General features: G+C 59.6%; 19 protein-coding genes and 1 other RNA gene. 12 read left to right on the top strand and 8 right to left on the bottom strand.

The genetic code is table 11. The features are described 5' to 3' along the window. Window positions 1-28 precede the first annotated feature (28 nt). Together sufB and sufA are read right to left on the bottom strand one after the other, a co-directional pair. The gene (sufB, locus tag ACJ8PN_RS06760; RefSeq protein ID WP_004931367.1) at window positions 29-1525 is read right to left on the bottom strand and encodes a Fe-S cluster assembly protein SufB; all 1497 of its coding nucleotides are present in this window, start codon (window positions 1523-1525) and stop codon (window positions 29-31) included. A gap of 14 nt (window positions 1526-1539) precedes the next feature. Beyond that, window positions 1540-1911, bottom strand: coding sequence for a Fe-S cluster assembly scaffold SufA (gene sufA / locus ACJ8PN_RS06755; protein WP_004931368.1), 372 nt, complete (start codon window positions 1909-1911; stop codon window positions 1540-1542). A gap of 526 nt (window positions 1912-2437) precedes the next feature. Here sufA and ACJ8PN_RS06750 point away from each other — a divergent pair. Next, window positions 2438-2842, top strand: coding sequence for a hypothetical protein (locus ACJ8PN_RS06750; RefSeq protein WP_004931369.1), 405 nt, complete (start codon window positions 2438-2440; stop codon window positions 2840-2842). Window positions 2843-2887: 45 nt separating this feature from the next. On the opposite strand, the gene menI is transcribed toward ACJ8PN_RS06750, so the two are convergent. Both menI and ydiJ read right to left on the bottom strand, forming a co-directional pair. Beyond that, window positions 2888-3304: a 1,4-dihydroxy-2-naphthoyl-CoA hydrolase gene (menI, locus tag ACJ8PN_RS06745; protein WP_016927938.1), complete on the bottom strand. Its 417-nt coding sequence runs from the start codon at window positions 3302-3304 to the stop codon at window positions 2888-2890. Next, a complete protein-coding gene (gene ydiJ / locus ACJ8PN_RS06740) occupies window positions 3301-6357 on the bottom strand; it encodes a D-2-hydroxyglutarate dehydrogenase YdiJ (protein WP_082997590.1) in 3057 nt (1018 codons plus the stop codon). Before ydiJ ends, menI begins: the two co-directional genes overlap by 4 nt. Window positions 6358-6602: 245 nt before the next feature. Between ydiJ and ydiK the strand changes: the two genes are divergently transcribed. Then, entirely contained in the window at window positions 6603-7703 is a 1101-nt protein-coding gene (ydiK, locus tag ACJ8PN_RS06735) for an AI-2E family transporter YdiK (protein WP_033633195.1), read from the top strand. A gap of 259 nt (window positions 7704-7962) precedes the next feature. Next, window positions 7963-8072: antisense sRNA RprA (gene rprA, locus ACJ8PN_RS06730), an RNA gene on the top strand. 109 nt (window positions 8073-8181) lie between these two features. Here the strand turns inward: rprA and ppsA are convergent. Next, window positions 8182-10560, bottom strand: coding sequence for a phosphoenolpyruvate synthase (gene ppsA / locus ACJ8PN_RS06725; protein WP_004931376.1), 2379 nt, complete (start codon window positions 10558-10560; stop codon window positions 8182-8184). Between the two features lie 459 nt (window positions 10561-11019). On the opposite strand from ppsA, the gene ppsR reads away from it, so the two are divergent. From ppsR to ACJ8PN_RS06680, 9 genes are all read left to right on the top strand, one after another. Beyond that, entirely contained in the window at window positions 11020-11880 is an 861-nt protein-coding gene (ppsR, locus tag ACJ8PN_RS06720) for a posphoenolpyruvate synthetase regulatory kinase/phosphorylase PpsR (protein WP_049239973.1), read from the top strand. A gap of 197 nt (window positions 11881-12077) precedes the next feature. Next, window positions 12078-13124, top strand: a complete 1047-nt coding sequence (locus ACJ8PN_RS06715) for a 3-deoxy-7-phosphoheptulonate synthase (RefSeq protein WP_039566394.1) — start codon at window positions 12078-12080, stop codon at window positions 13122-13124. 105 nt (window positions 13125-13229) lie between these two features. Then, entirely contained in the window at window positions 13230-13715 is a 486-nt protein-coding gene (locus tag ACJ8PN_RS06710) for a glutathione peroxidase (RefSeq protein ID WP_015377714.1), read from the top strand. A gap of 171 nt (window positions 13716-13886) precedes the next feature. Further along, window positions 13887-14069 carry a hemin uptake protein HemP gene (gene hemP / locus ACJ8PN_RS06705; protein ID WP_171455060.1) on the top strand — a complete coding sequence of 61 codons (183 nt, stop codon included), beginning with the start codon at window positions 13887-13889 and terminating at the stop codon, window positions 14067-14069. 94 nt (window positions 14070-14163) lie between these two features. Further along, the gene (locus tag ACJ8PN_RS06700; protein ID WP_442534736.1) at window positions 14164-16245 is read left to right on the top strand and encodes a TonB-dependent hemoglobin/transferrin/lactoferrin family receptor; all 2082 of its coding nucleotides are present in this window, start codon (window positions 14164-14166) and stop codon (window positions 16243-16245) included. Window positions 16246-16311: 66 nt separating this feature from the next. Continuing rightward, entirely contained in the window at window positions 16312-17349 is a 1038-nt protein-coding gene (locus ACJ8PN_RS06695; RefSeq protein ID WP_197767731.1) for a hemin-degrading factor, read from the top strand. After that, on the top strand, window positions 17346-18176 hold the full coding sequence (locus tag ACJ8PN_RS06690) for a heme/hemin ABC transporter substrate-binding protein (RefSeq protein WP_442534735.1): 831 nt from the start codon (window positions 17346-17348) through the stop codon (window positions 18174-18176). The genes ACJ8PN_RS06695 and ACJ8PN_RS06690 overlap by 4 nt, the downstream gene beginning before the upstream one ends. After that, window positions 18176-19180 (top strand): FecCD family ABC transporter permease, encoded by a 1005-nt coding sequence (locus ACJ8PN_RS06685; RefSeq protein WP_048233553.1) that lies wholly within the window; start codon window positions 18176-18178, stop codon window positions 19178-19180. Before ACJ8PN_RS06690 ends, ACJ8PN_RS06685 begins: the two co-directional genes overlap by 1 nt. After that, a complete protein-coding gene (locus tag ACJ8PN_RS06680) occupies window positions 19173-19958 on the top strand; it encodes a heme ABC transporter ATP-binding protein (RefSeq protein WP_171453904.1) in 786 nt (261 codons plus the stop codon). The genes ACJ8PN_RS06685 and ACJ8PN_RS06680 overlap by 8 nt, the downstream gene beginning before the upstream one ends. Before the next feature lie 33 nt (window positions 19959-19991). Here the strand turns inward: ACJ8PN_RS06680 and ACJ8PN_RS06675 are convergent, their stop codons facing one another. The 3 genes from ACJ8PN_RS06675 to ACJ8PN_RS06665 form a co-directional block, all read right to left on the bottom strand. After that, window positions 19992-21434: a protein adenylyltransferase SelO gene (locus ACJ8PN_RS06675; RefSeq protein ID WP_442534734.1), complete on the bottom strand. Its 1443-nt coding sequence runs from the start codon at window positions 21432-21434 to the stop codon at window positions 19992-19994. Between the two features lie 256 nt (window positions 21435-21690). Continuing rightward, window positions 21691-22422: an EAL domain-containing protein gene (locus ACJ8PN_RS06670; protein WP_004931399.1), complete on the bottom strand. Its 732-nt coding sequence runs from the start codon at window positions 22420-22422 to the stop codon at window positions 21691-21693. 510 nt (window positions 22423-22932) lie between these two features. Next, the gene (locus tag ACJ8PN_RS06665) at window positions 22933-23946 is read right to left on the bottom strand and encodes a lipoate--protein ligase A (RefSeq protein WP_442534733.1); all 1014 of its coding nucleotides are present in this window, start codon (window positions 23944-23946) and stop codon (window positions 22933-22935) included. Window positions 23947-23952: the final 6 nt, after the last annotated feature.

The following is a 23952-nucleotide window of genomic DNA, read 5'->3' as shown; positions in this document are numbered from 1 at the left end:
AGCGCCGCCGGCGCTAAAAATGCGGCGATTAACCCACGCTGTGTTCCAAGCTGATGGCCAGGAGTTTTTGCGCCTCGACGGCGAACTCCAGCGGCAGCTCGGAGAAAACGTCCTTGCAGAAACCGTTGACGATCATCGAAATGGCGTCATCCTCGCTGATGCCGCGCTGCAGGCAGTAGAACAGCTGGTCATCGCCGATCTTCGAGGTAGTGGCTTCGTGCTCCAGCTGAGCGCTGTTGTTGCGCGCTTCAACGTAAGGGAACGTGTGGGCACCGCTGTCCGGCCCGATCAGCATCGAGTCGCACTGGGTAAAATTACGGGCGTTTTCCGCCCCCGGCAGGATTTTCACCAGGCCGCGATAGGTGTTCTCGCTGTGGCCGGCGGAGATGCCTTTGGCGATGATGGTCGACCTGGTGTTTTTGCCGATGTGGATCATCTTGGTGCCGGTATCCGCCTGCTGATGGCCGCTGGTCAGCGCCACCGAGAAGAATTCGCCGATCGAGTTGTCGCCCTGCAAAATCACGCTCGGGTATTTCCAGGTGATGGCCGAGCCGGTTTCCGACTGGGTCCAGGACATTTTCGAACCGGCGCCTTCGCACAGCGCGCGCTTGGTGACGAAGTTGAGGATACCGCCCTTGCTCTCGCCGCCGGAGAACCAGTTCTGCACCGTCGAGTATTTCACTTCGGCGTCTTTATGCAGGATCACTTCCACCACCGCCGCATGCAGCTGGTAGCTGTCGCGCACCGGGGCGGAACAGCCTTCGATATAGCTGACGTAGCTGCCTTCGTCGGCGATCAGGATGGTGCGCTCGAACTGGCCGGTTTTGGCGGCGTTGATGCGGAAGTAGGTCGACAGCTCCATCGGGCAGCGCACGCCTTTCGGCACATAGACGAAGGTGCCGTCGGAGGCCACCGCGGCGTTCAGCGCAGCGAAGAAGTTATCGTTAGACGGCACCACGCGCCCCAGGTATTGACGCACCAGATCCGGGTATTCCTGGATCGCTTCGCCGAACGAGCAGAAGATCACCCCGCTCTCCGCCAGTTTTTCACGGTAGGTGGTGGCGACCGAGACCGAGTCGAAGATGGCGTCCACCGCCACCTCGCTGCCCTCGCGCACCGGCACGCCGAGCTGGTTGAACGCCAGCTCCACTTCGCTGGTCAGGTAATCTTTTTCCGTCGCCGCGCCCGGTTGCTGCTCGGCGCCGGGTTGCGAACCGCATGCATCGTCGCAGCTGCCGCAGGACGGCGCCGAATAGTAACTGTAGTCCTGATAGTTCAGGCGTTCGTAATTGGCCTTCAGCCAGTGCGGCTCTTCCATCTGCAGCCAGGCGCGATAAGCCTCGAGGCGGAATTCCAGCATCCACTCGGGTTCGTTGCGCTTGGCCGAGATGGCGCGCACCACCTCTTCGTTGATGCCCTTGGCCAACTCATCGGTTGCCAGCTGGGTGAAGAAACCTTCTTTGTAGCGACCTTCGCTGACCCAAGCCTGCACTTCATTAGGCATTTCTACATTGCTTCGTGTCATGTTGATTGCATCGCTCAAACGCCAAAGCTCTCGCCGCACCCGCAGGCATGCTGAGCTTTAGGGTTGTTGAATTTGAATATCTGATTCAGCCCTTCGCGGACGTAATCTACCGTGGTGCCATCGATGAACGGCATGGCCTTCAGCGGCACATACAGTTTGGCGCCGTCACGCTCAAACAGCAGATCGTCATCGGCGGGTTCGCGTGTCAGATCCAGCACATAGGCAAAGCCGGCGCAGCCGGATTGTTTCACCCCTAGCTGCAGCCCTTTCACCTGCGGATCCTGCTGCATCAGTTTGGTTATTTGTCGTACGGCGCTGTCGCTGAGCGAAATGCCTTGCCAGACATTTTCATCCAGAGAAAAAGTGCCGACATTTTCCGTTTGCATAGGGTCTACCTCACACTCGTGTTTGGCCACAGCCAATCTGGGTTGCTTATATGTTAGTGATAACGATTATCACTTCAACCGTTTGTTTTGCGGGGGTATCCGCCGCAAGCGCGGTTTTTCGCTGCGGCGTGCGGCAAGCCAGCGGGACATCCGTGGCGGCTTGCGGCGCCTGGCGGCAAGGTGTGCATGCTATCCCTATGAATTTGTTCTTTATCCTGCATCACCGTACCGCACTCCTCGGTGGCCCGTCAGCGTTACAGCGCCGCGGTACGTTGCCGATCTAAACATTCATAGAAAATACCTATTTCTGCATTCTGTCTGTCGTAAATGTGCGTTTATCGGCATTTCGTGGCGCAGCGCAAGCGCGCGCCCTCAGGTTAAAGTTTAGTCGCTCAGCATCAAGTTGGGTCGTCGGCGGCGTTTTACACCTCACGCGATGAAAAAACGCCACGCCGGGGATTGATCGGCAACGCGGCAGTTTATATGATAATGATTATCATTCAATTTGAATTTGAGCGCGAAGCCAATGACTCTTTCGATCAACGCATGGTTGCTGGGCAAGATTGATGACTACAAATTCAGCGTGCGCGACGCCACGGTGGACTTTTACATGGCCGAAGCGGCGCTACGGCGCCCGGAATGCAATATCGACCACCTGAAGCGGTACAACAGCGTCAGCCTTACCATGGCCAATTTGTGTCTGGAGAACGGCGACGACGACAGCTACCTGCACGCGCTCAGCAAGCTGCACAACCGGCTGATCGTCGAGATCAACAACCCACAGCGTTGCCAGCTTTTTCGGGTGCAAAGCTACCACTTCGCCCGCCATACGCTGACGCTGATCTGCCAAAAATATGCAATGGAAGGCACCTGGGAGAAGGCGAACGCGTTTCAGAAGGACTTCGTCAAACGCGTGCCGTTTCAGCTGTAAAGCGAAAGGCTCCGCAGGCCGATTGCCTGCGGAAAGCGGCAGGGATCAGTCGATGACCGCCGTGGTCAGACGCGAGGTGCAGCACAACCGATCGCGCGCGTCGAAGATCTCGATTTGCCACACCTGATGGCGACGGCCGACGTGCAGTGCGCGGCACACCCCGCGCACCTGGCCATCGAACACCGCGCGCAGGTGGTTGGCGTTGATCTCCAGCCCCACCACTTTCTGCTCGCCCTCACTGCACAGGTAGCCGGCCATCGATCCCATCGATTCCGCCAGCACCACCGACGCCCCGCCGTGCAACAGCCCGAACGGCTGCCGGGTGCGGCCATCGACCGGCATGGTGGCCTCGAGGAAATCCTCGCCCAGTTGGGTAAACTCGATGCCCACATGGCTGACCATGCAGCCGTCGCCGGCGCGGTTCAGCTGCTCCAGCGATGTTTCACGTTTCCACAATTTCACTCAATCATCTCCAGAAGTGCCTGTAATGGGTGGCGCACGCCATTGCCCTCGATGCGTTTCACCTGGCTGCGGCAGGAATAGCCGGTCGCCAGGCAGCGCTGCCGCGGCAAACGCTGTAGCGTCGGATGCCATGATAGCTCATAAATGCCGAGCGAGTTTTGCAGGTTCCTGGCTTCATGGCCGTAAGTGCCCGCCATGCCGCAGCAGCCGACGCTGACGTTCTCCAGTTTGGCGCCGAAACGGGCGAAGATCGCCGCCCACTGTTGGCCGCTGGCCGGCAGCGCAGTGGTTTCGGTGCAGTGGCCGAACAGATACCACGGCTCACCGGTCGCCGGCTGTTCGGCGCGATCCGCGATCCGCTGCTGCAGCCATTCATGCACCAGCTGTACCTGGAAATCGCCGCGCTCAGCGCCGAGGATCTCGCGGTATTCGTCGCGGTAACACAGCACCAGCGCCGGATCGACGCCCACCAGCGGCATGCCTAGCTGCGCCACGCGGTTGAGAAAATCGGCGGTTTTGCGCGCGGTGCGGGCGAACCGCGTCAGGAAACCTTTCACATGTTGCGCCTTGCCGTTCGGCGAGAACGGCAGCAGCACCGGTTTATAGCCGAGCTTCTCCACCAGCCGGACAAAGTCCGCCACCACTTTGGCATCGTAATAGCTGGTGAACGGATCCTGGACGATCAACACGTGTTCTGCGCGCTGCTCGGCGCTCAACCCTTCCAACTGCTCCAGCGTCAGCGTGGTCGCGCGGTGGCCGGACAGCTGCTGACGCAGCGTCGGGCTGGACAACAGCGGCAGGTCGACCATGCCGATGGCGTTGCGGCTCATCTCCCGCAGCCACGGCTGGCGGAAGAAGAAGTTGAACACCTTCGGCGCGCGGGCCATCAACGGGGTATAGCTCTCCACGCCGGCGACCATGTAGTCGCTTACCGGGCGCAGATAGCGAGTGTGGTAAAGCTGCAGGAAGCGCGAACGGAATCCCGGCACGTCAATCTTGATGGGACACTGGGTTGAACAGGCCTTACAGGCCAGGCAGCCGGACATCGCCTCTTTCACTTCGTGCGAGAAGTCATACTCACCCTTGCCGGCGTGCCAGCTGTTGCGGGTTTTCTCGATCAGGCCGCGCAAGCTGAGGCGCTGCTGCGGCAGCTGTTTCTCCAGCGCCAGCGGATCGACCCCCTGCTCGGCCAACAGACGCAGCCACTCACGTACCAGCGTCGCCCGCCCTTTCGGCGAATGAATGCGGTTGCCGCTGATCTTCATCGACGGGCACATCGGGCTGCGCACGTCGAAGTTGAAGCACAGGCCATTGCCGTTACACTCCAGCGCGCCACGGAACGAGGTGCGCACCTCGACCGGGATCTGGCGATCGAAGGTGCCGCGTTTGACCGCATCCACCTGCATCATCGGCGCATCCACCGCCAGTGGCGAACAGATCTTGCCTGGGTTCAGGCGGTTATCGGGATCGAACGCCGCCTTGATGCGGCGCAGCTCTTCATACAGCGTTTCTCCGAAGAATTCAGGGCTGTATTCCGCGCGGAATCCCTTGCCGTGCTCCCCCCACAGCAGGCCGCCGTATTTGGCGGTCAGCGCCACCACCCGATCGGAGATCTGCTTCATCAGCACTTCCTGCTGCGGGTCGCACATGTCGAGCGCCGGGCGCACGTGCAGCACCCCGGCGTCGACGTGGCCAAACATGCCATAGCTCAGATTGTGGTCATCGAGCAGCTGCCGAAATTCTACGATATAGTCCGCCAGATGTTGCGGCGGCACACAGGTGTCCTCGGCGAACGGAATCGGCTTGGCGCGCCCTTTGGCGTTGCCCAGCAGCCCGACCGCCTTCTTGCGCATGTTGTAAATGCGCTCGATGCCAGCCAGATCGCCGCAGATCTGGTACCCGATCACGCCGCCCTGCCGCTGCGCGATCAATTCGTCCAGCCGTTGGCACAGGGCCTCCATCTGGCCGTCGATCAGCGCCCGATCGTCGCCGGCGAACTCGACGATGTTCAGCCCGAGCATCTCTTTATCCGGCACGTCGGCGATCAGTTCGTTCACCGAGTGCCAAACGATGTCTTCACGCGCCAGGTTCAGCACCTTGGAATCGATGGTTTCCACCGACAGCGCCTTGGCCTCGACCATAAAGGGCGCATTGCGCAGCGCCGAGTCGAAGGAATCGTACTTCACGTTGACCAGGCGGCGCACTTTCGGCAGCGGCGTGATGTCCAGCCGCGCCTCGGTGATAAACGCCAGCGTGCCCTCGGCGCCGGTCAGAATACGCGTCAAATCGAAGGTTTGCAGATCGTCGCTCAGCACATGGCGCAGATCGTAACCGGTGAGGAAGCGGTTGAGCTTGGGGAATTTCTCTAGGATCAGCGCGCGCTGCTCGCGGCAGCGGTTGAGCACCGTGCGGTAGATGCGCCCTTCGGCAGTCTCTTCCAGAGCAATCGTTTCCGCCAGCGCCGTCGGCATGGCGCGGGTATCGATCATCTCGCCGCCCAGCAGCACCGCCCGCAGGCCCAACACGTGATCGGAGGTTTTGCCGTACACCAGCGAGCCCTGGCCGGAGGCATCGGTGTTGATCATTCCCCCCAGCGTCGCGCGGTTGCTGGTGGACAGTTCCGGCGAGAAGAAGTAGCCGAACGGCCGCAGGTATTGATTCAACTGGTCCTTGATCACACCGGCTTCGACTTTCACCCAGCCTTGTTCGACGTTGATCTCCAGAATGCGGTTCATATGGCGCGACATATCGACCACGATGCCGGTATTGAGCGACTGGCCGTTGGTGCCGGTGCCGCCGCCGCGCGGGCTGAAGGTCAGCGTATTGAAGCGCTCTTCTCCGGCCAGACGGGCGATCAGCGCCACGTCGGCGGTGGAACGGGGGAACACCACCGCATCGGGCAGCAGCTGATAGATACTGTTGTCGGTGGCCATCGTCAGCCTGTCGGCATAGCTGGTGGCGGTATCGCCGTTGAATCCGTTTTGCTTCAGTGCTTCCAAAAAGTCGAGCACCCGTTGAACCAGGCCGGGCGCCTGAGAAATCTGTGGGATCATTCGCTTTTTTGACCCTGTCCGTCTATTTTTTATGCGCTGATGTACGCTGAATCGGGCCTTTAATTCAGACCCACCCTATTTTTTAGTGACACTAAAAACTAACATACTCGTTTAGTGAAGGCATTCACATTATTACCGCCCTGCGAGCGCCGCCACAGGCGGCCGCCCGACGGTGAGAAACCGACCGACAGGCACCCCGATTCGCCGGTGCCAGGGATTTAATTGACCAGGATGAGAACCCACTGATGCCACTCCCGCAATCGCGTTACGACTTACCGCGAATTATTTTCGGCGTGCTGTTTATCGCCATCATGATCGTCGCCTGTTTTTGGGTGATCCAACCGTTTATTCTCGGCTTCGCCTGGGCGGGCATGGTGGTGATCGCCACCTGGCCGCTGCTGCTCAAACTGCAAAAGCTGCTGTGGGGCCGCCGTTCGCTGGCGGTGTTGGTCATGACCCTGCTGCTGATCCTGCTGTTCATTCTGCCTATCTCACTGCTGATCAGCAGCGTGGTGGATAACAGCGCGCCGCTGATCGCCTGGGCCAGTTCGCCGGGCAAACTGCATATTCCCGATCTCGCCTGGCTGCAGTCCGTACCGATGATCGGTGACAAACTCTATACCAGCTACCACACGCTGGTTAACGCCGGCGGCGCTGCGCTGCTGGCGAAGGTGCAGCCGTACTTTGGCCAAACCGCCACCTGGTTCGTGGCGCAGGCGGCGCATATCGGCCGTCTGCTGCTGCACTGCGCGCTGATGCTGCTGTTCAGCGCCTTGTTGTATGCACGCGGCGAGCAGGTGGCGCTGGGTATCCGCCACTTTGCGGTGCGCCTCGGTTCCGCGCGCGGCGATGCGGCGGTGCTGCTGGGCGGCCAGGCAATTCGCGCCGTCGCGCTGGGCGTGGTGGTGACGGCGTTGGTGCAGTCGGTGCTGGGCGGCATCGGTCTGGCGGTAAGCGGCATTCCTGCCGCCACTCTGCTGACGATGCTGATCTTCATCTGCTGTGTGGCGCAATTGGGGCCGCTGTTGGTGCTGGTGCCGGCCATCATCTGGCTGTACTGGCACGGCGACACCACCTGGGGCACCGTGCTGCTGGTCTGGAGCTGCGTGGTGGCCACGCTGGATAACGTGCTGCGCCCGGTGCTGATCCGCATGGGCGCCGATCTGCCGCTGCTGCTGATCCTGTCCGGCGTTATCGGCGGTTTGCTGGCCTTCGGCATGATTGGCCTGTTCATCGGCCCGGTGGTGTTGGCGGTATCTTATCGCCTGCTGACCGCCTGGATGGATGAAGCGCCGGAGCCGACCTCCGCGCCGGAGCAAGTCATCGACGATCTGGAAAAACGCTAATTCCCCCCCTTCCGCCCGCACCGTCGGGCGGAACTTTTCACGCCTGTCATTATTCCTACCTCATTCGAGTAATATCTCCGTCCTATATAATGCCGCCCTATATTGATTACGGTACGGCGAATGAAAGGTGCAATGTAAATCCCTGTTTGTTGCAAACGGAAAAAAGAGATAACTCCCGCAAATAAAATGTGATGCCGCTATCGATTAGGATGATTCTTAATGACTAGTCGCGTTCAAAAATCTAGTATTATGGCCATCTATTGCTTCAAATCACTGATTTTAAAGCAACCTTTCTGAACAATGTAATGCCATACATGTGAATTGCTGTGTGTAGTCTTTGCCCATCTCCTACGGTGGGCTTTTTTTTATTCTTTTTTCGTCGAATTGATTATTTTACGCGCCGTTATTTACATTCGGAAATAAAAAGGCCGCAGCGTTAACTGCGGCCCGACGTTAATGCCTCAGTGAGGCCGAGACATTATTTCTTTTTCGACAAATTGATCCAGGTCTGCACCACAGTGTCCGGGTTAAGCGACAGGCTGTCGATGCCCTGCTCCATCAGCCACTCGGCGAAGTCTTCATGGTCAGACGGGCCCTGGCCGCAGATGCCGACGTATTTGCCGTGGCGCTTGGCCGCCTGAATCGCCATCGACAGCAGCGCTTTCACCGCCTCGTTGCGTTCGTCGAACAGTTCCGATACTACGCCGGAATCGCGATCCAGCCCCAGCGCCAGCTGAGTCATGTCGTTGGAGCCGATGGAGAAGCCGTCGAAGTGCTCGAGGAACTGATCCGCCAACAGCGCATTGGACGGGATTTCGCACATCATGATCACTTTCAACCCGTTTTCGCCGCGTTTCAGCCCCTGACGCGCCAACTCGGCCACCACCGCTTCCGCCTGCGCCACGGTGCGCACGAACGGCACCATGATTTCGACGTTGGTCAGCCCCATATCGTTACGCACGCGTTTCACCGCCTCGCACTCGAGCGCGAAGCAATCGCGGAAACTGTCGGCCACGTAACGGCCGGCGCCGCGGAAGCCCAACATCGGGTTCTCTTCGTGCGGTTCATACTTGTCGCCGCCCACCAGGTTGGCGTACTCGTTGGATTTGAAGTCGGACAGACGCACGATCACGCGCTTCGGCCAGAAGGCGGCGCCCAGCGTCGCGATGCCTTCGGTCAGGCGACCGACGTAGAACTCGACCGGGTGATCGTAACCCTGCATCAGCGCGCGAATTTCATTTTGCAGCGCCGGCGTCTGCTGGTCGAACTCCAGCAGCGCGCGCGGGTGCACGCCGATCATGCGGTTGATGATAAATTCCAGCCGCGCCAGGCCCACGCCTTCGTTCGGCAAACGCGCGAAGTCGAAAGCGCGATCCGGGTTGCCGACGTTCATCATGATCTTCAGCGGCAGATCCGGCAGCTCGGTCACTTCGGAGCTCTGCACGCTGAAGTCCAGCATGTCGCTGTAAACGAAGCCGGTGTCGCCTTCCGCGCAGGAGACGGTGACTTTCTGGCCGTCTTTCAGCACGTCGGTGGCGTGGCCACAGCCCACCACCGCCGGAATGCCCAGCTCACGGGCGATGATCGCCGCGTGACAGGTGCGCCCGCCGCGGTTGGTGACGATCGCGGCGGCCTTCTTCATGATCGGCTCCCAGTCCGGGTCGGTCATGTCGGTCACCAGCACGTCGCCCGGCTGGATGCGATCCATTTCGCTGATGTCGTGGATCACTTTCACCGGACCGGCGCCGATGCGGTGGCCGATGGCGCGGCCTTCCACCAGCACCGGGCTGGTGCCGTTCAGCTGGTAGCGTTCCATGGTCTGCTCGTTGGAACGTACGGTCTCCGGGCGCGCCTGCACGATCAGCAGCTTGCCGGTATGGCCGTCTTTCGCCCACTCGATATCCATCGGGCGGCCATAATGTTTTTCGATCAGGATCGCCTGCTGCGCCAGCGCCTGCACTTCTTCATCCGTCAGCGAGAAACGGCTGCGCTGCGCTTCCGGCACGTCTTCGATGCGCACCTGCTTGCCGTGATCCTGCGACGGCGCGTATACCATGCGGATCTTTTTCGAACCCAGGTTGCGGCGCACGATCGCCGGCTTGCCGTTTTGCAGCGTCGGTTTGTGCACGTAGAACTCATCCGGGTTCACCGCGCCCTGCACCACCATTTCACCCAAGCCGAAAGCGGAGGTGATGAATACCACCTGATCAAAGCCGGACTCGGTGTCGATGGTGAACATCACGCCCGAGGAGGCCAGATCCGAGCGCACCATGCGCTGTACGCCGGCCGACAATGCCACGCCGCGGTGATCGTAGCCCTGATGCACGCGATAAGAGATGGCGCGGTCGTTGAACAGCGATGCGAACACGTGCTTGATCGCCACCATTACGGCGTCGATGCCCTGCACGTTGAGGAAGGTTTCCTGCTGGCCGGCAAAGGAGGCGTCCGGCATGTCTTCCGCCGTGGCGGAGGAGCGCACCGCAAAGGAAGCTTCCGGTTCGCCGTCGGCGAGCTGTTGGTAAGCCTGATGAATTTCACGCTCGAACTCGGCGTGGAACGGCGTGTCGATCACCCATTGGCGGATCTGGGCGCCGGCCTTGGCCAGTTGGGCAACGTCGTCAACGTCAGTCTGATCCAGTAACTGATAGATGCGCTGGTTAACACCGCTTTGTTCGAGGAAATCGTTAAACGCCTGTGCGGTGGTGGCAAAACCGTTAGGCACGGCCACGCCCAAATCGGAAAGATTGGTGATCATTTCACCGAGGGAGGCATTTTTGCCGCCGACACGGTCAACGTCGTGCATGCCAAGCTGGTTGTACCAAAGCACATTACGCAAGTCTGGGCCATTGTTGGACATCGAGACAATCCTTATTGCTATCAGTAGGGTAAAGACGGATTTAATTCGCTTGCTTTACGGCACCGCTAACACGGAGCCGAATCAGACTAGCACACTGATCCGGGGAAAATGGAAAGGTGAATCGATCAACCCACTGAAGAAAGTGGTTTTTAAGAGAATGTCCTAACCGGCTGATTTGCCTGGGAACCGTTCCCAATCGCACGAAAAGCTTAGTTCTCAACAAATTACGCTCTTTTTAAAATTCTGTTTTAATGACCACGCAAACGCTATCGTTTTTGGTGAAAATAGCGGCAAATTTACGTTTCGGCTCGAACAGCGTCGCTGCGCCGCGATTTCTGCCGCCGCCAAAGCGCGCTTTTCTTCGCGCGCCGCCGCAAGGCGGTTTACCGCCCCGCCGTCACAATTTTTTCCCTCGCCCCTTTACCGGCGAATCGCCTGCGGCTCATGATATTGGCAGAGATGACAGCAGGAACACCGTTTTCAGGTAAGGAGCCTCGGGTGGAAAGAAGCGTTTTTTATATTTCGGATGGTACGGCGATCACCGCCGAAGTGCTGGGGCACGCGGTGCTGTCGCAGTTCCCGGTCACGGCGACCACGTACACCTTGCCGTTTGTCGAAACCGAGGCGCGCGCACGCGCAGTTCGCCAACAAATCGATGATATCTATAACGAAACCGGCGTGCGGCCGCTGGTGTTTTACTCCATCATCTCGCCGGAAGTGCGCGATGTGATCGTCCAGAGCCAGGGCTTCTGCCAGGATATCGTGCAGGCGCTGGTCGGCCCGCTGCAGGGCGAGCTGGAAGTGGAACCGACGCCGGTGCCGAACCGCACCCACGGCCTGACCGCCAGCAACCTCGGCAAGTACGACGCGCGCATTGCCGCCATCGACTATACCCTGGCGCATGACGACGGCATTTCGCTGCGCAACCTCGATCAGGCGCAGGTGATCCTGCTCGGCGTGTCGCGCTGCGGCAAAACCCCCACCAGCCTCTATCTGGCGATGCAGTTCGGCATCCGCGCCGCCAACTACCCGTTTATCGCCGACGATATGGACAATTTGCACCTGCCGGCTTCGCTGAAACCGTTTCAGCATAAATTATTCGGCCTGACCATCGATCCGGAGCGCCTGGCGGCGATCCGTGAAGAACGGCGTGAAAACAGCCGCTACGCTTCATTGCGTCAGTGCCGCATGGAGATCGCCGAGGTCGAGGCGCTGTTCCGCAAAAACCAGATCCGCTATCTCAATACCACCAACTATTCGGTCGAAGAGATCTCCACCAAAATCCTCGACATCCTTGGCATGAGCCGCCGCATGTTCTGATCTTTTCCTCGCGGGGCCGTCGCGCCCCGCCGCCTGCCGTTTATTTCAGCAGCAGCTGATTTTTTTGTGCTTTTTTTCGCGGCTTTGATCAACAGAACGCAATCTCTACGGTTGAATTCAGCGCTTTTTGCGTTATTGTGATCGCCATCACTTCCCGGCACTCCTGCCGCAGAGAAGAACAGTTTCCAGGGAACAACATGCACAAAACAGATGAACTGCGGACCGCGCGCATCGACAGCCTCGTCACGCCGCAAGCGTTGGCGGACAAGCTGCCGATCTCGGCGGCCGTCGCCGATAACGTGACAGCGTCACGTAAACGCATTGAAAAAATCCTTACTGGTGAAGACCGCCGCCTGCTGGTGGTGATCGGCCCCTGCTCCATTCACGATCTCGACGCCGCCGTCGATTACGCCGGCCGGTTGAACGCCCTGCGCGAACGCTACCAGGATCGCCTGGAGATCGTGATGCGCACCTATTTCGAAAAACCGCGCACCGTCGTCGGCTGGAAAGGCCTGATCTCCGATCCGGCGCTGGACGGCACCTTCCAGGTGAACCGCGGCATCGAAATGGCGCGCCGCCTGCTGCTGGAAGTGAACCAGCTCGGCCTACCGACCGCCACCGAATTCCTGGACATGGTGGTCGGCCAATATATCGCCGACCTGATCAGCTGGGGCGCCATCGGCGCGCGCACCACCGAAAGCCAGATCCACCGTGAAATGGCCTCGGCGCTCTCCTGCCCGGTCGGCTTCAAAAACGGCACCGACGGCAATACCCGCATCGCCATCGACGCCATTCGCGCGGCGCGCGCCGGACACATGTTCCTGTCCCCGGACAAACATGGCCAGATGACCATCTACCAGACCAGCGGCAACCCGTACGGCCACATCATCATGCGCGGCGGAAAAACGCCGAACTACCACGCCAGCGACATCGCTACCGCCTGCGACAGCCTGCGCGAGTTCGATCTGCCTGAACACCTGGTGATCGACTTCAGCCACGGCAACTGTCAGAAAATGCACCGCCGCCAGCTGGAAGTGGCCGACAACGTCTGCCAGCAGATCCGCGCCGGCTCCGCCGCCATCACCGGCGTGATGGCCGAAAGCTTCCTGGTGGAAGGCACGCAGAAGATCGTCGCCGGCCAGCCGTTGACCTATGGCCAGTCGATCACCGATCCTTGCCTGAGCTGGTCCGACAGCGAACAGTTGCTGGCGATGCTGGCGGATGCGGTCGATAGCCGTTTCTGACGCAACCTAGGCCGGGGCCTCGCCCCGGCTTTCTCCCTTCTGTCCCGCTCATCTATACTGATTGCAACGCTTTAGCACCCGCCGAAATGCACTGGGAGCCCCGGCATGATTCACTCTCTGTTATCCATTCCCTGCGTCACGCTGCAGGGCGAGCAAAAAACGCTGGGCGATTTCCCGGCGCGCGCTTACCTGGTGGTCAACACCGCCAGCAAGTGCGGCTTCACCCCGCAATACCGCGGGCTGGAAAATCTGTGGCGATACTATCGCGAGCGCGGCCTGATGGTGCTCGGCTTCCCCTGCAACCAGTTTGGTTCTCAGGAACCGGGCAGCCCGCTGGAGATCGCCAATTTTTGCAGCCTCAACTACGGCGTCAGTTTCCCGCTGTTCAGCAAGATAGACGTTAACGGCCCCGGCGCGCACCCGCTGTTCAATGAGCTGAAACGCCTGGCGCCCGGCATTTTGGGCAGCCGCCGCATCAAGTGGAATTTCACCAAGTTCCTGCTCACCGCCGACGGCCAGCGCGTGACGCGCTTTGCGCCGATCACCAAACCCGAACGTCTGTTTGACCGCATCGAAACCCTGCTGAAATAACGCCCCTTTTTTACGGGCCGAGTGCGCTCGGCCCGCCGCCGGATGCCCGTTCGACAAAAAGGTTCCATCGGTAAGAAAATTTTCCTTGATGTAACCTTTCCTTCACATGATAATGATTCTCAGTTTGATATTAATTACCATTTAATGATCTGTTTTTTAAGCACAATGATGATGGATACTGCCAACACGCCACCCCCCGCCGCCGCGGCCCCGAACGAGCACAGCGCAAACGCGCCGCCCAGCTACGACAGCGCACAGCTGCTCGGCGCCGAAGGCATCGCGTTCATTACCCATCAGGGCCAGCGCTATCAACTGCGGCAGACCAAAGCCGGGAAATTGATCCTGACCAAATAACCACAGAACCCTCAAACGCCAGCCACCCCGATCTTTTGATCCAGGCAGCCAGCAAATCTATTGATATGTTTTATTACATACGGAGAGTTGCACCATGCCTCTGACATTTTCCACCCGGCTGCGTTTTTCCGCTTTGAGTCTGGCGATTGCCTGTGCTCTGCCTACGGTGGCCTTGGCCCAAAACACCAGCACAACATCTTCTTCCAACGCGGCGCCGGCTAAAAAAGCCAAAGCCGCCGACGAGACCATGACCGTGGTCGCCACCGGCAACCAGCGCAGCAGCTTTGAAGCGCCGATGATGGTCACGGTCATCGAAGGCAACTCGCCGGAAAGCCAAACTGCAGGCACCGCCGCCGATATGCTGCGCCGCGTGCCGGGCATTACCGTCACAGGTTCCGGGCGCAGCAATGGGCAAGATCTCATGATGCGCGGTTACGACCGACGCGGCGTGCTGACGTTGGTTGACGGCATCCGCCAGGGGACCGATACAGGCCATATTAACGGCACATTTTTGGATCCTGCGTTAGTGAAACGCATTGAAATCGTGCGCGGCCCCTCCGCGTTGCTGTACGGCAGCGGCGCGTTGGGTGGCGTAGTGTCTTATGAGACCGTCGATGCCGCCGATCTGCTGCTGCCGGGCCACGATAGCGGGTTCCGCGTCTACGGCACCGCCGGCACCGGCGATCACAGTCTGGGCATGGGCGCCAGCGCCTACGGCAAGACCGATAACCTCGACGGCCTGCTGTCGTTCGGCACTCGCGACGTCGGCGATCTTCGTCAGGGCAACGGCTTCGATGCGCCTAACGACGAAACCATCAGCAACGTGCTGGCCAAAGGCACCTGGAAGATCGACGATAGCCAGTCGCTGAGCGGCAACCTGCGTTACTACAACAACAGCGCCCAGGAGCCGAAAAACCCGCAAACTCCAGCCAGCTCCAGTGGAAACTTAATGACCGATCGTTCGACGATTCAACGCGACGCGGCACTGAGTTACAAACTGAAACCGGCCGGCCAAGATTGGCTGGATGCAGAAGCGAAAGTGTATTATTCAGACGTAAAAATTAACGCTCACGCCAGTGGCAGCGAAGATGAAGCACGCAAACAAACCACGAAAGGCGCCAAACTCGAAAACCGAACGCGCCTGTTTGCGGATACTTTCGCCTCTCACCTGCTGACCTACGGCACCGAGGCCTACAAACAGGAACAAACGCCGGGCGGCGCTACCGAAAGTTTCCCGCAAGCAAAAATCAATTTCGCTTCAGGCTGGCTGCAAGATGAAATCACGCTGCGCGATCTGCCTGTCACTCTGCTCGCCGGCACCCGCTATGACAATTACAAGGGCTCAAGCGACGGTTATGCCGATGTGGATGCGGACAAATGGTCCTCTCGCGGTGCGGTCAGCATTACGCCTACCGACTGGTTGATGCTGTTCGGCTCCTATTCTCAGGCGTTCCGCGCGCCGACGATGGGTGAGATGTACAACGACTCCAAGCATTTCTCAATTCCAATGGGGCCAACCACCATCACCAACTATTGGGTGCCTAACCCGAATTTGAAACCGGAAACTAACGAAACCCAAGAGTACGGGTTTGGCCTGCGTTTCGATGATTTGATGCTGGCCGATGATAGTCTGCAGTTCAAAGCCAGCTATTTCGATACCAAAGCCAAGGACTACATCACCACCGATGTCACGATGGAACTGGGACGCGGTCCGCGAGGTCCTTATTGCATCAGTTGCACCACATTCTCGACCAATATCGATCGCGCCAAAATCTGGGGATGGGACGCTACGCTCAGCTATAAAACACCGTGGTTCGGCTGGGATTTGGCTTATAACCGCACCCGTGGCAAAAATGAAGCGACCGGTGACTGGTTAAGCAGCATCAATCCAGACACTGTCACCAGCTCGCTGGACGTGCCGCTGGGCGAAACCGGTCTGTCCGCCGGCTGGGTCGCCACCTTCGCCGAACGCGCGACGCGCGTGGAGACCGGCACGGCCGAACAAGCCGGCTATGGCGTCAACGACTTCTATCTGAGCTACAAGGGCCGCGATCGTCTGCAGGGCATGACCACCACCGTGGTGCTGGGCAACGCCTTCGACAAAGAATATTACTCGCCGCAGGGCGTCCCGCAGGATGGCCGCAACGCCAAACTGCTGGTCAGCTACCAGTGGTAATCATTTGACTATCTGGCGGACACCCCGGTTGTCCGCCGTTCGCATTACAGCGCAGGAGAATCCCGCATGAGCAACACCCTATACGAACGCTACCAACAGGCCAAAATCGACCACCCCGGCAAATACGCCCGCGATCTGGCGGCGATCCTCGGCGTCAGCGAAGCGGAGCTGACGCACGCCCGCGTCGGCCACGACACCCGCCGCCTGCAGGCCGACGCGCGCACCCTGTTGACCGAGCTTGAGCAGGTCGGCGTCACCAAGTCCATCACCCGCAACAGCTATGCGGTGCATGAGCAGATGGGCCGCTACCGCAACCAGCACCTCAACGGCCACGCCGGGCTGATCCTCAACCCGCGCGAGCTGGATCTGCGCCTGTTCCTCAACCACTGGACCAGCGTCTTCGCCATGAGCGAAACCAACAAGCGCGGCGTGCGCCACAGCATTCAGTTCTTCGACCAACAGGGCGATGCGCTGCACAAGGTCTACACCACCGAAGAGACCGATCTGCCGGCCTGGATGGCACTGGTAGAGCGCCACCTGAGCGAAGAAAACCCGGCGCTGGCGCTGCAGCCCGCCGAGGCGAGCGCTGCGGATGAAACGGCGCAGGATCATGCCAAAATCGACGGTGAGTGGCGCGCGATGACCGACGTTCACCAGTTCTTCCAGCTGCTCAGCCGCAACAAGCTGACGCGCCAGCAGGCCTTCCGCGCCGTCGGCGACGATCTGGCCTATCAGGTGGACAACAGCGCGCTGTCGCAGCTGCTCGAAGCGGCGCAGCAGCAGCAAAACGAGATCATGATCTTCGTCGGCAACCGCGGCTGCGTGCAGATCTTCACCGGCCAGATCGAACGTTTGATGCCGCAGGAAGGCTGGATCAACGTGTTCAACCGCCGCTTCACGCTGCACCTGATTGAAGACGCCATCGCCGAAAGCTGGATCACCCGTAAACCGACCAAGGACGGCATCGTCACCAGCCTGGAGCTGTTCGCCGCCGACGGCACGCAGATCGCGCAGCTGTATGGCCAGCGTACCGAAGGCCAGCCGGAACAAACCCAGTGGCGCGAACAGGTTGCCGCGCTCGCCGCCAAGGACATCGCCGCATGAAATCTTCCTTGATCCGCCGCCTGGCGTTGATGATGACGCTGGCGCTGCCGCTCACTGCAGCGGCGGCGCAGCGCATCGTCTCGATCGGCGGTGACGTGACGGAAATCGCCTTCGCGCTCGGCGCCGGCGACGACGTGATCGCCCGCGACAGCACCAGTCTGCATCCGGAAGCGGTGAAAAAACTGCCGGACGTCGGCTATATGCGCCAACTGAATGCCGAAGGCATTTTGGCGCTGAAGCCGACGCTGGTGCTGACGACCGAGCTGGCACAGCCGGCGCTGGTGCTCAAACAGCTGGCGGACAGCGGCGTCAAAGTCGTCAGCGTGCCGGGTGACACCACCCTGCAGGCGGTGCCGCAGAAAATCGCTACGATCGCCGCCGCGCTGCAACGCGTTGAGCAAGGCAAACAGCTGAGCAAGCGCTATCAACAGCAGTTGGCGGCGGTCGATACCTCCCCGCTGCCGATCAAGGTGCTGTTCGTCATGAGCCACGGTGGCATTACGCCGATGGCTGCCGGGCAACACACCGCCGCCGACGCGGTGATCGCCGCCGCCGGCCTGAAAAACGCCATGCAGGGCTTTGATCGCTATCGTCCGCTGTCGCAGGAAGGCGTCATCGCCAGCGCGCCGGATCTGTTGCTGGTCACCACCGACGGCGTGCGCACCCTCGGCGGCGAACAGCAGCTGTGGGCGCTGCCGGGCCTGGCGTTGACGCCGGCGGGCAAGCAGCGCCGCGTGCTGATCGTCGATGACATGGCGCTGCTGGGCTTCGGTCTGGAGACGCCGGCGGCGCTGGCCAAACTGCGCCACGCGGCGGAGCAAAAGTAATGCGCTGTCGCACCTCGCCTCAGTTGGCCATCATCGGTCTGCTGGTGTTGCTGACGCTGCTGGCGCTGGTCGCCGCCAACCTGGGCGCGCTGACGCTGTCGTTTCGCACCCTGTGGCGCGAACCTTTCAGCGACGCCGCCTGGCACATCTGGTTGAACATCCGCCTGCCGCGCGTGCTGCTGGCGGTGGTGATCGGCTGCGCGCTGGCGGTGTCCGGCGCCGTGATGCAGGGGCTGTTCCGCAACCCGCTGGCGGACCCGAGCCTGCTGGGCATCAGCAGCGGCGGCGCGCTGTTTGTCGCCCTGTTCATCGTGATGCCGCTGGCATTGCCGGTGACGATCGCGCTGTACGGCCATATGCTGGCTGCGTTCCTCGGCAGCCTGCTGGTGTCGCTATTGATCTACGGCATCAGCCGCAGCGGGCACGGCAATCTGTCGCGGCTGTTGCTGGCGGGCATCGCCATCAACGCCCTGTGCATGGCGGCCATCGGCGTGCTCTCCTACGTCAGCAGCGATCAACAGCTGCGCCAGTTCTCGCTGTGGATGATGGGCAGCCTCAGCCAGTCGCAGTGGCCGACCCTGGCGGTTTCCGCCTCGCTGATCCTGCCTGCGGCGCTGCTGACGCTGCTGCAGGCGCGCCGGCTGAACCTGTTGCAGCTGGGGGACGAAGAGGCCCACTACCTCGGGGTTAACGTCCAGCGCGCCAAACTACAGCTGCTGTTGCTGAGTGCCCTGCTGATCGGCGCGGCGGTAGCAATGAGTGGCGTGATCGGCTTCGTCGGTCTGGTGGTACCGCATCTGGTGCGCATGCGCCTCGGCGGCGATCACCGCTGGCTGCTGCCCTGCTCCGCGCTGGGCGGCGCCTGCCTGTTGCTGGTCAGCGATACGCTGGCGCGCACGCTGGTGGCGCCGGCCGAAATGCCGGTGGGATTGATGACCAGCCTGATCGGCGGTCCTTACTTCTTGTGGCTGGTGATGCGCCAGCGGGAGCGAACCGGTGGATAACGCCGCCTGCCTGACGGCCCGAGAGCTGCGTTACAGCCTCGGTGCGCGCCGCCTGATCAACGACGTTTCGCTCAGCCTCGCCGGCGGCGAAATGGTGGCGATTATCGGCCCTAACGGCGCCGGCAAATCGACGCTGCTGCGCTTGCTGACCGGCTATTTGACGCCGGACTGCGGCGAATGCCGGCTGCTTGACCGCCCGCTGGAACACTGGGCGCCGCAACAGTTGGCCAAAGTCCGGGCCGTGATGCGCCAGTACAGCGATCTGGCATTTCCCTTCAGCGTGGAAGAAGTGGTCAGCATGGGGCGGGCACCGCACGGCAAACGCGACCAGCACCTGGCGATCCAGCAGGTAATGGCGCAAACCGACTGCCTGGCGCTGGCGCAGCGCGACTACCGCCAGCTGTCCGGCGGCGAACAGCAGCGGGTGCAACTGGCGCGGGTGTTGGCGCAGCTGTGGCAACCGCAACCTTCCCCCGCCTGGCTGTTTCTCGACGAGCCGACCTCGGCGCTGGATCTGTACCACCAGCAGCACACCCTGCGCCTGCTGCGCTCGCTGACGCGCCAACAGCCGCTGGGCGTCTGCTGCGTGCTGCACGATCTTAATCTGGCGGCGCTGTATGCCGATCGGATCCTGCTGTTGCATCAGGGGCGCCTGGTGGCGAGCGGCACGCCGCAGGAGGTGCTGCAGACGGAGATCCTCACCCGCTGGTATCAGGCCGATCTCAGCGTGGTGCATCATCCCGAAGTGCCGCTGCCGCAGGTCTACCTGCGTCAATAACGTCAAGGGCGCCATTAGGCGCCCTTTTTCATCTCAGCTGGAGCAGGAAATCTCCAGATGCTTGCCCCAGTCCGGCGGCAGCGCGGCGAGATCGTCATACTCCGGCGCCTCGTCGAACGGCCGCAGCAGGGCCTGATGCAACCGCCGCAAACGGCCCACGTCGTCTTTCTCCGCATCCTCAATCGCCTGCTGCGCCAGATAGTTGCGCAGGATCAGGCGCGGGTTCACCGCCTTCATCGATCGTTGCCGATCCGCATCGCTCACCTGCTCCTGTTGCAAACGCTGACGATACTGCTGATACCAGGCATCGAACGCCGCACGGTCAATAAACTCGTCGCGCAGCGGCGACTGCGCCTGCTGCTGTTCGGTCTCGCTCAACAGGCGGAACGTGCGGGTATAGTCCCGCCCTTCCTGCGCCATCAGGCTCAACAGGCCGGTGAGCACGTCATTATCCTGCGCCGTCTGCGTGAAGAAGCCGAGTTTGGCACGCATCTGTTCACCGTAAGCGCGCATCAGCGCCGGTTCATACGCCGCCAGCGCCTGCTGCAGCTGTTCAGTGGTCATCAGCCCAGACAAGGTTTGCGCCAGGCGATGCAGGTTCCACAGCGCCACCGCCGGCTGATTGTCATAGGCATAACGCCCCTGGTGGTCGGAATGGTTGCAGATATAGCCGGGCTGATAGTCATCGAGGAAGCCGTAAGGGCCGTAATCGATGGTGATGCCGAGAATCGACATGTTGTCGGTATTCATCACGCCGTGGGCGAAGCCGACGGTTTGCCAATGGGCGATCAGGCGCGCCGTGCGTTCGACCACGTCGGTAAACCACAACAGATAGCGATCGGCCTGATCCTGCAGCTGCGGCCAGTGACGGGCGATGACGAAATCCGCCAGCTGCCGCACCTGCTCCGGCTGTTTGCGGTAGTAAAAGTGTTCGAAGTGGCCGAAGCGCACATGGCTTTCCGCCACCCGCAGCAGCATCGCGCCGCGTTCCGGCTGCTCGCGAAATACCGGTTGTTGACTGGTGACAATAGTTAACGCACGCGTGGTGGGGATCCCCAGATGGTGCAACGCCTCAGAGGCCAGAAACTCGCGGACAACCGAACGCAGCACCGCGCGGCCATCACCCATGCGTGAATACGGCGTCAGCCCGGCGCCCTTCAGGTGCCAGTCGCGGTGGCTGCCGTCCGCCAGGCGCTGTTCGCCCAGCAAAATGCCGCGGCCATCGCCCAGTTGCCCGGCCCACACGCCGAACTGGTGGCCACTGTACACCTGCGCCAGCGGCTGCATGCCCGGCAGCAGCATTTCTCCCGCCCAAATCGGGGTTTTATCCTGAGTAAACCAGCTTTCATCCAGCCCCAGCTCGCGCGCCAGCGGCTCGCTATGGTACAGCAGGCGCGTATCCTTGAGCGGCGTCGGATTCAGAGCGGTGTAGAAACCAGGTAACTGTTGGTAGTAAGCGTTATCGAACTGCGGCATAGGCCCTCCGTTTCAGCGTAGTGTAGAGCGTGAACGGGCGGATTAACACCGAAGGAATGCAGGGAGAACGCATCCGCCTGCCGTCAGGACGGATGCAGGGAGTTTGGCGCTTCCGCCTGGCGGTGGGAACGCGGTTTAACGCTGGCGGACAAACGTGATTATCAACCCCAAACGAGGTGAATAACGACGGCGGAATCACGTTAACCTCACCCCGCGCATTATCTACCTCATAGGGTGTAGTTTTTTATATCACTTCTTAATTATTGAACTCGCTGGGCATCGTCAGCAAAGCCTGCAGATTATCCACACCAACGCTGGGCCATAAAAAACCTTGCAGGCCTAAAACACCGGCGTATCTGAGTTTATTAAAATACTCTTTTTTCTCTATTCCTCCGACGATCACGCCGTTACATAACAGGTTGATATTCTTTAACAACGAGTCAATGACCACGTCATACCCCTGATGGGTAAACAGCTGCCAGTAAAAACGTTTGTCTATCTTTACGTAGTCAAACAAACCATCGTACAACGCGGTCAACGTGGCCTTACCGGAACCGAAATCATCGAGCCACAGCGTAAACATTTCGCTTAATCGCCGCACGCTCGGGTTGTTCTTACCGGCCGAAAGATTCGGAAAACTCTCACTCATTTCAAATGCAATAAAAGGATATTGCCCGATCCTTTGGCACAACGCCGAATCGGAAAGAATAAGCTCAACGATGGTTTCTTCGATATTGATGGTCAACTGTACGTTGTTATCGGTAAACCAAGCCGCATGCTGCTCCGCAAGTTTCAGTTGCTCATTAAATAACTCAATCCTTTGTTCAGGCGCCAATAAATTAATCCCAATTTCGGCCGGCATGGCTAAATCACCGTCGAGACTGTTGAAACGGCTCAACATTTCCACCGCCAACAGCCCGCCCTCCATTGAGTAAACAGGTTGAAAAACATAGCTACTAATAAAGTCAGCTTCGAGTTGGATGTTCATTTTAATGCCACAGGATGAATGGCTAGCTTATCATCGTATATCAATACATTTTATCGATCAATCCCTCTGGGATTAATCGGAAATATCAATGTAAATACCCATGAAATATCATTTAATTGATAGATTAAAGCTATACGACAATCGTAAAAGGCGCAAAGAAAAGCAGCCGGACTTATGCCAAGGTAGCCGCCAAACGCGTTATGCGAAAAGGTATTTGACTTAAGTTGAATGGATTTATGGCTAAATTTGACTTATCTCCTTTGTTTTATTTAAGAAAAATCCTAAATAAAGTAAAATAATCTTTCCTTCTTAACGCCAATTTCCCCTGCCGTTAACGACGACTGATTAAATTTAATAACGCATCAATTCCGCCCGTTATTCGCGGCATTGAAAACGTAAAAAAATGCCCACCTTGATTTTCAGAAAATCTGCGCTACCACCATGCAAAACGTCGATTTCAGCGATAAAAAAAGGGATGAGCACGCTCATCCCTTCATCACCAGGCCTGCGCTAGCGGATCGTTTCGCTCAGCCATTGCCGCAGCTCGGCTAATTCGGCCGCCTGCTGAGGATAGTCCGCCATCAGCCGGTCACAGCAAGCGGCAACGGGCTCGCTTCGATACGCGCAGCCCACCAGCATCTCCGCCAACCGCTGCAGCGGGGTGGGATTCAGGCTGTCGGTGAATACCTGCGCGCGAACGATCGCCCCCTTCTCCACATCGAAGAACAGGTCTACGCCGCCCCAGACAAAGCGCTCGTTGAGCAAGTGGCTGAACGCCGGCGCCTTGCCAAAATTCCATTCCCAACTGCTCTGTTTGGCGAACTGCGCGGCAAAATCGGGCAGATCGGGGAATACATCCGGTGAAATGATCTCCGGCTCGGCCGTTTCGCCATAGTGGGCGAAGAAGGCCTGCACGATAGCGTCGCATACCTGCTCATGGCTGATGCCCGGCAAAAACTCCGCCAGGTTGGCGACGCGCGAACGCACCGAAGTGATACCCTTGGCCTGCAGCTTTTTGGGATCCGGGTTAAGGTAGTCCGCCAGCCGTTCCAGATCGGCATTCAGCAGCAGCGTGCCATGGTGGAAACCGCGATCCTGCGTTTCTCGATAGGCCGAGCCGGATATTTTGCGCGGCCCGTCGGCGGTTTCCATCACCAGATCGTTGCGCCCCGACGCGCCGGCTGTGACGCCCAACTGTCGCAGCGCTTGCAGAATGATGTCGGTTGAGACGCTCTTGTCGTAGCCCGGTTTGCCGGCCATAAAGGTGAAGCAGGTATTGCCCAGATCGTGAAATACCGCCCCGCCGCCGCTACTGCGCCGCGCCAACCGAATGCCGTCCTGCTCCATACGCCGGGTATTGCACTCTTTCCAGGGATTCTGCGACTGGCCAATCACCACCGTTTCGGCATTGCGCCACAGGAAGAGAATTTTTTGCGTGGTCATTTCGCGGAAGATGCACTCTTCCACCGCCAGGTTGAACCAGGGATCGTAGGAGTCGGAGATCAGTAAACGCAGGCTGTTCATGGCAGG

This window comes from Serratia sp. CY76391 (assembly GCF_052166695.1).
Classification (GTDB): Bacteria; Pseudomonadota; Gammaproteobacteria; order Enterobacterales; family Enterobacteriaceae; genus Serratia; species Serratia nematodiphila.
This window is presented reverse-complemented; position numbering and strand designations above follow the sequence as displayed.

What these genes read in the sequence shown, in the direction of transcription:
- ACJ8PN_RS06675 (WP_442534734.1), bottom strand. Translation starts at nt 21,434, where the DNA reads ATGCCGCAGTTCGATAACGCTTACTACCAACAGTTACCTGGTTTCTAC.
- ACJ8PN_RS06750 (WP_004931369.1), top strand. Translation starts at nt 2,438, where the DNA reads ATGACTCTTTCGATCAACGCATGGTTGCTGGGCAAGATTGATGACTAC.
- ACJ8PN_RS06685 (WP_048233553.1), top strand. Translation starts at nt 18,176, where the DNA reads ATGCGCTGTCGCACCTCGCCTCAGTTGGCCATCATCGGTCTGCTGGTG.
- sufA (WP_004931368.1), bottom strand. Translation starts at nt 1,911, where the DNA reads ATGCAAACGGAAAATGTCGGCACTTTTTCTCTGGATGAAAATGTCTGG.
- ACJ8PN_RS06695 (WP_197767731.1), top strand. Translation starts at nt 16,312, where the DNA reads ATGAGCAACACCCTATACGAACGCTACCAACAGGCCAAAATCGACCAC.
- ACJ8PN_RS06670 (WP_004931399.1), bottom strand. Translation starts at nt 22,422, where the DNA reads ATGAACATCCAACTCGAAGCTGACTTTATTAGTAGCTATGTTTTTCAA.
- ACJ8PN_RS06700 (WP_442534736.1), top strand. Translation starts at nt 14,164, where the DNA reads ATGCCTCTGACATTTTCCACCCGGCTGCGTTTTTCCGCTTTGAGTCTG.
- ppsA (WP_004931376.1), bottom strand. Translation starts at nt 10,560, where the DNA reads ATGTCCAACAATGGCCCAGACTTGCGTAATGTGCTTTGGTACAACCAG.
- ACJ8PN_RS06715 (WP_039566394.1), top strand. Translation starts at nt 12,078, where the DNA reads ATGCACAAAACAGATGAACTGCGGACCGCGCGCATCGACAGCCTCGTC.
- sufB (WP_004931367.1), bottom strand. Translation starts at nt 1,525, where the DNA reads ATGACACGAAGCAATGTAGAAATGCCTAATGAAGTGCAGGCTTGGGTC.
- ppsR (WP_049239973.1), top strand. Translation starts at nt 11,020, where the DNA reads ATGACAGCAGGAACACCGTTTTCAGGTAAGGAGCCTCGGGTGGAAAGA.
- ACJ8PN_RS06710 (WP_015377714.1), top strand. Translation starts at nt 13,230, where the DNA reads ATGATTCACTCTCTGTTATCCATTCCCTGCGTCACGCTGCAGGGCGAG.
- hemP (WP_171455060.1), top strand. Translation starts at nt 13,887, where the DNA reads ATGGATACTGCCAACACGCCACCCCCCGCCGCCGCGGCCCCGAACGAG.
- ACJ8PN_RS06690 (WP_442534735.1), top strand. Translation starts at nt 17,346, where the DNA reads ATGAAATCTTCCTTGATCCGCCGCCTGGCGTTGATGATGACGCTGGCG.
- ydiK (WP_033633195.1), top strand. Translation starts at nt 6,603, where the DNA reads ATGCCACTCCCGCAATCGCGTTACGACTTACCGCGAATTATTTTCGGC.
- ACJ8PN_RS06665 (WP_442534733.1), bottom strand. Translation starts at nt 23,946, where the DNA reads ATGAACAGCCTGCGTTTACTGATCTCCGACTCCTACGATCCCTGGTTC.
- ydiJ (WP_082997590.1), bottom strand. Translation starts at nt 6,357, where the DNA reads ATGATCCCACAGATTTCTCAGGCGCCCGGCCTGGTTCAACGGGTGCTC.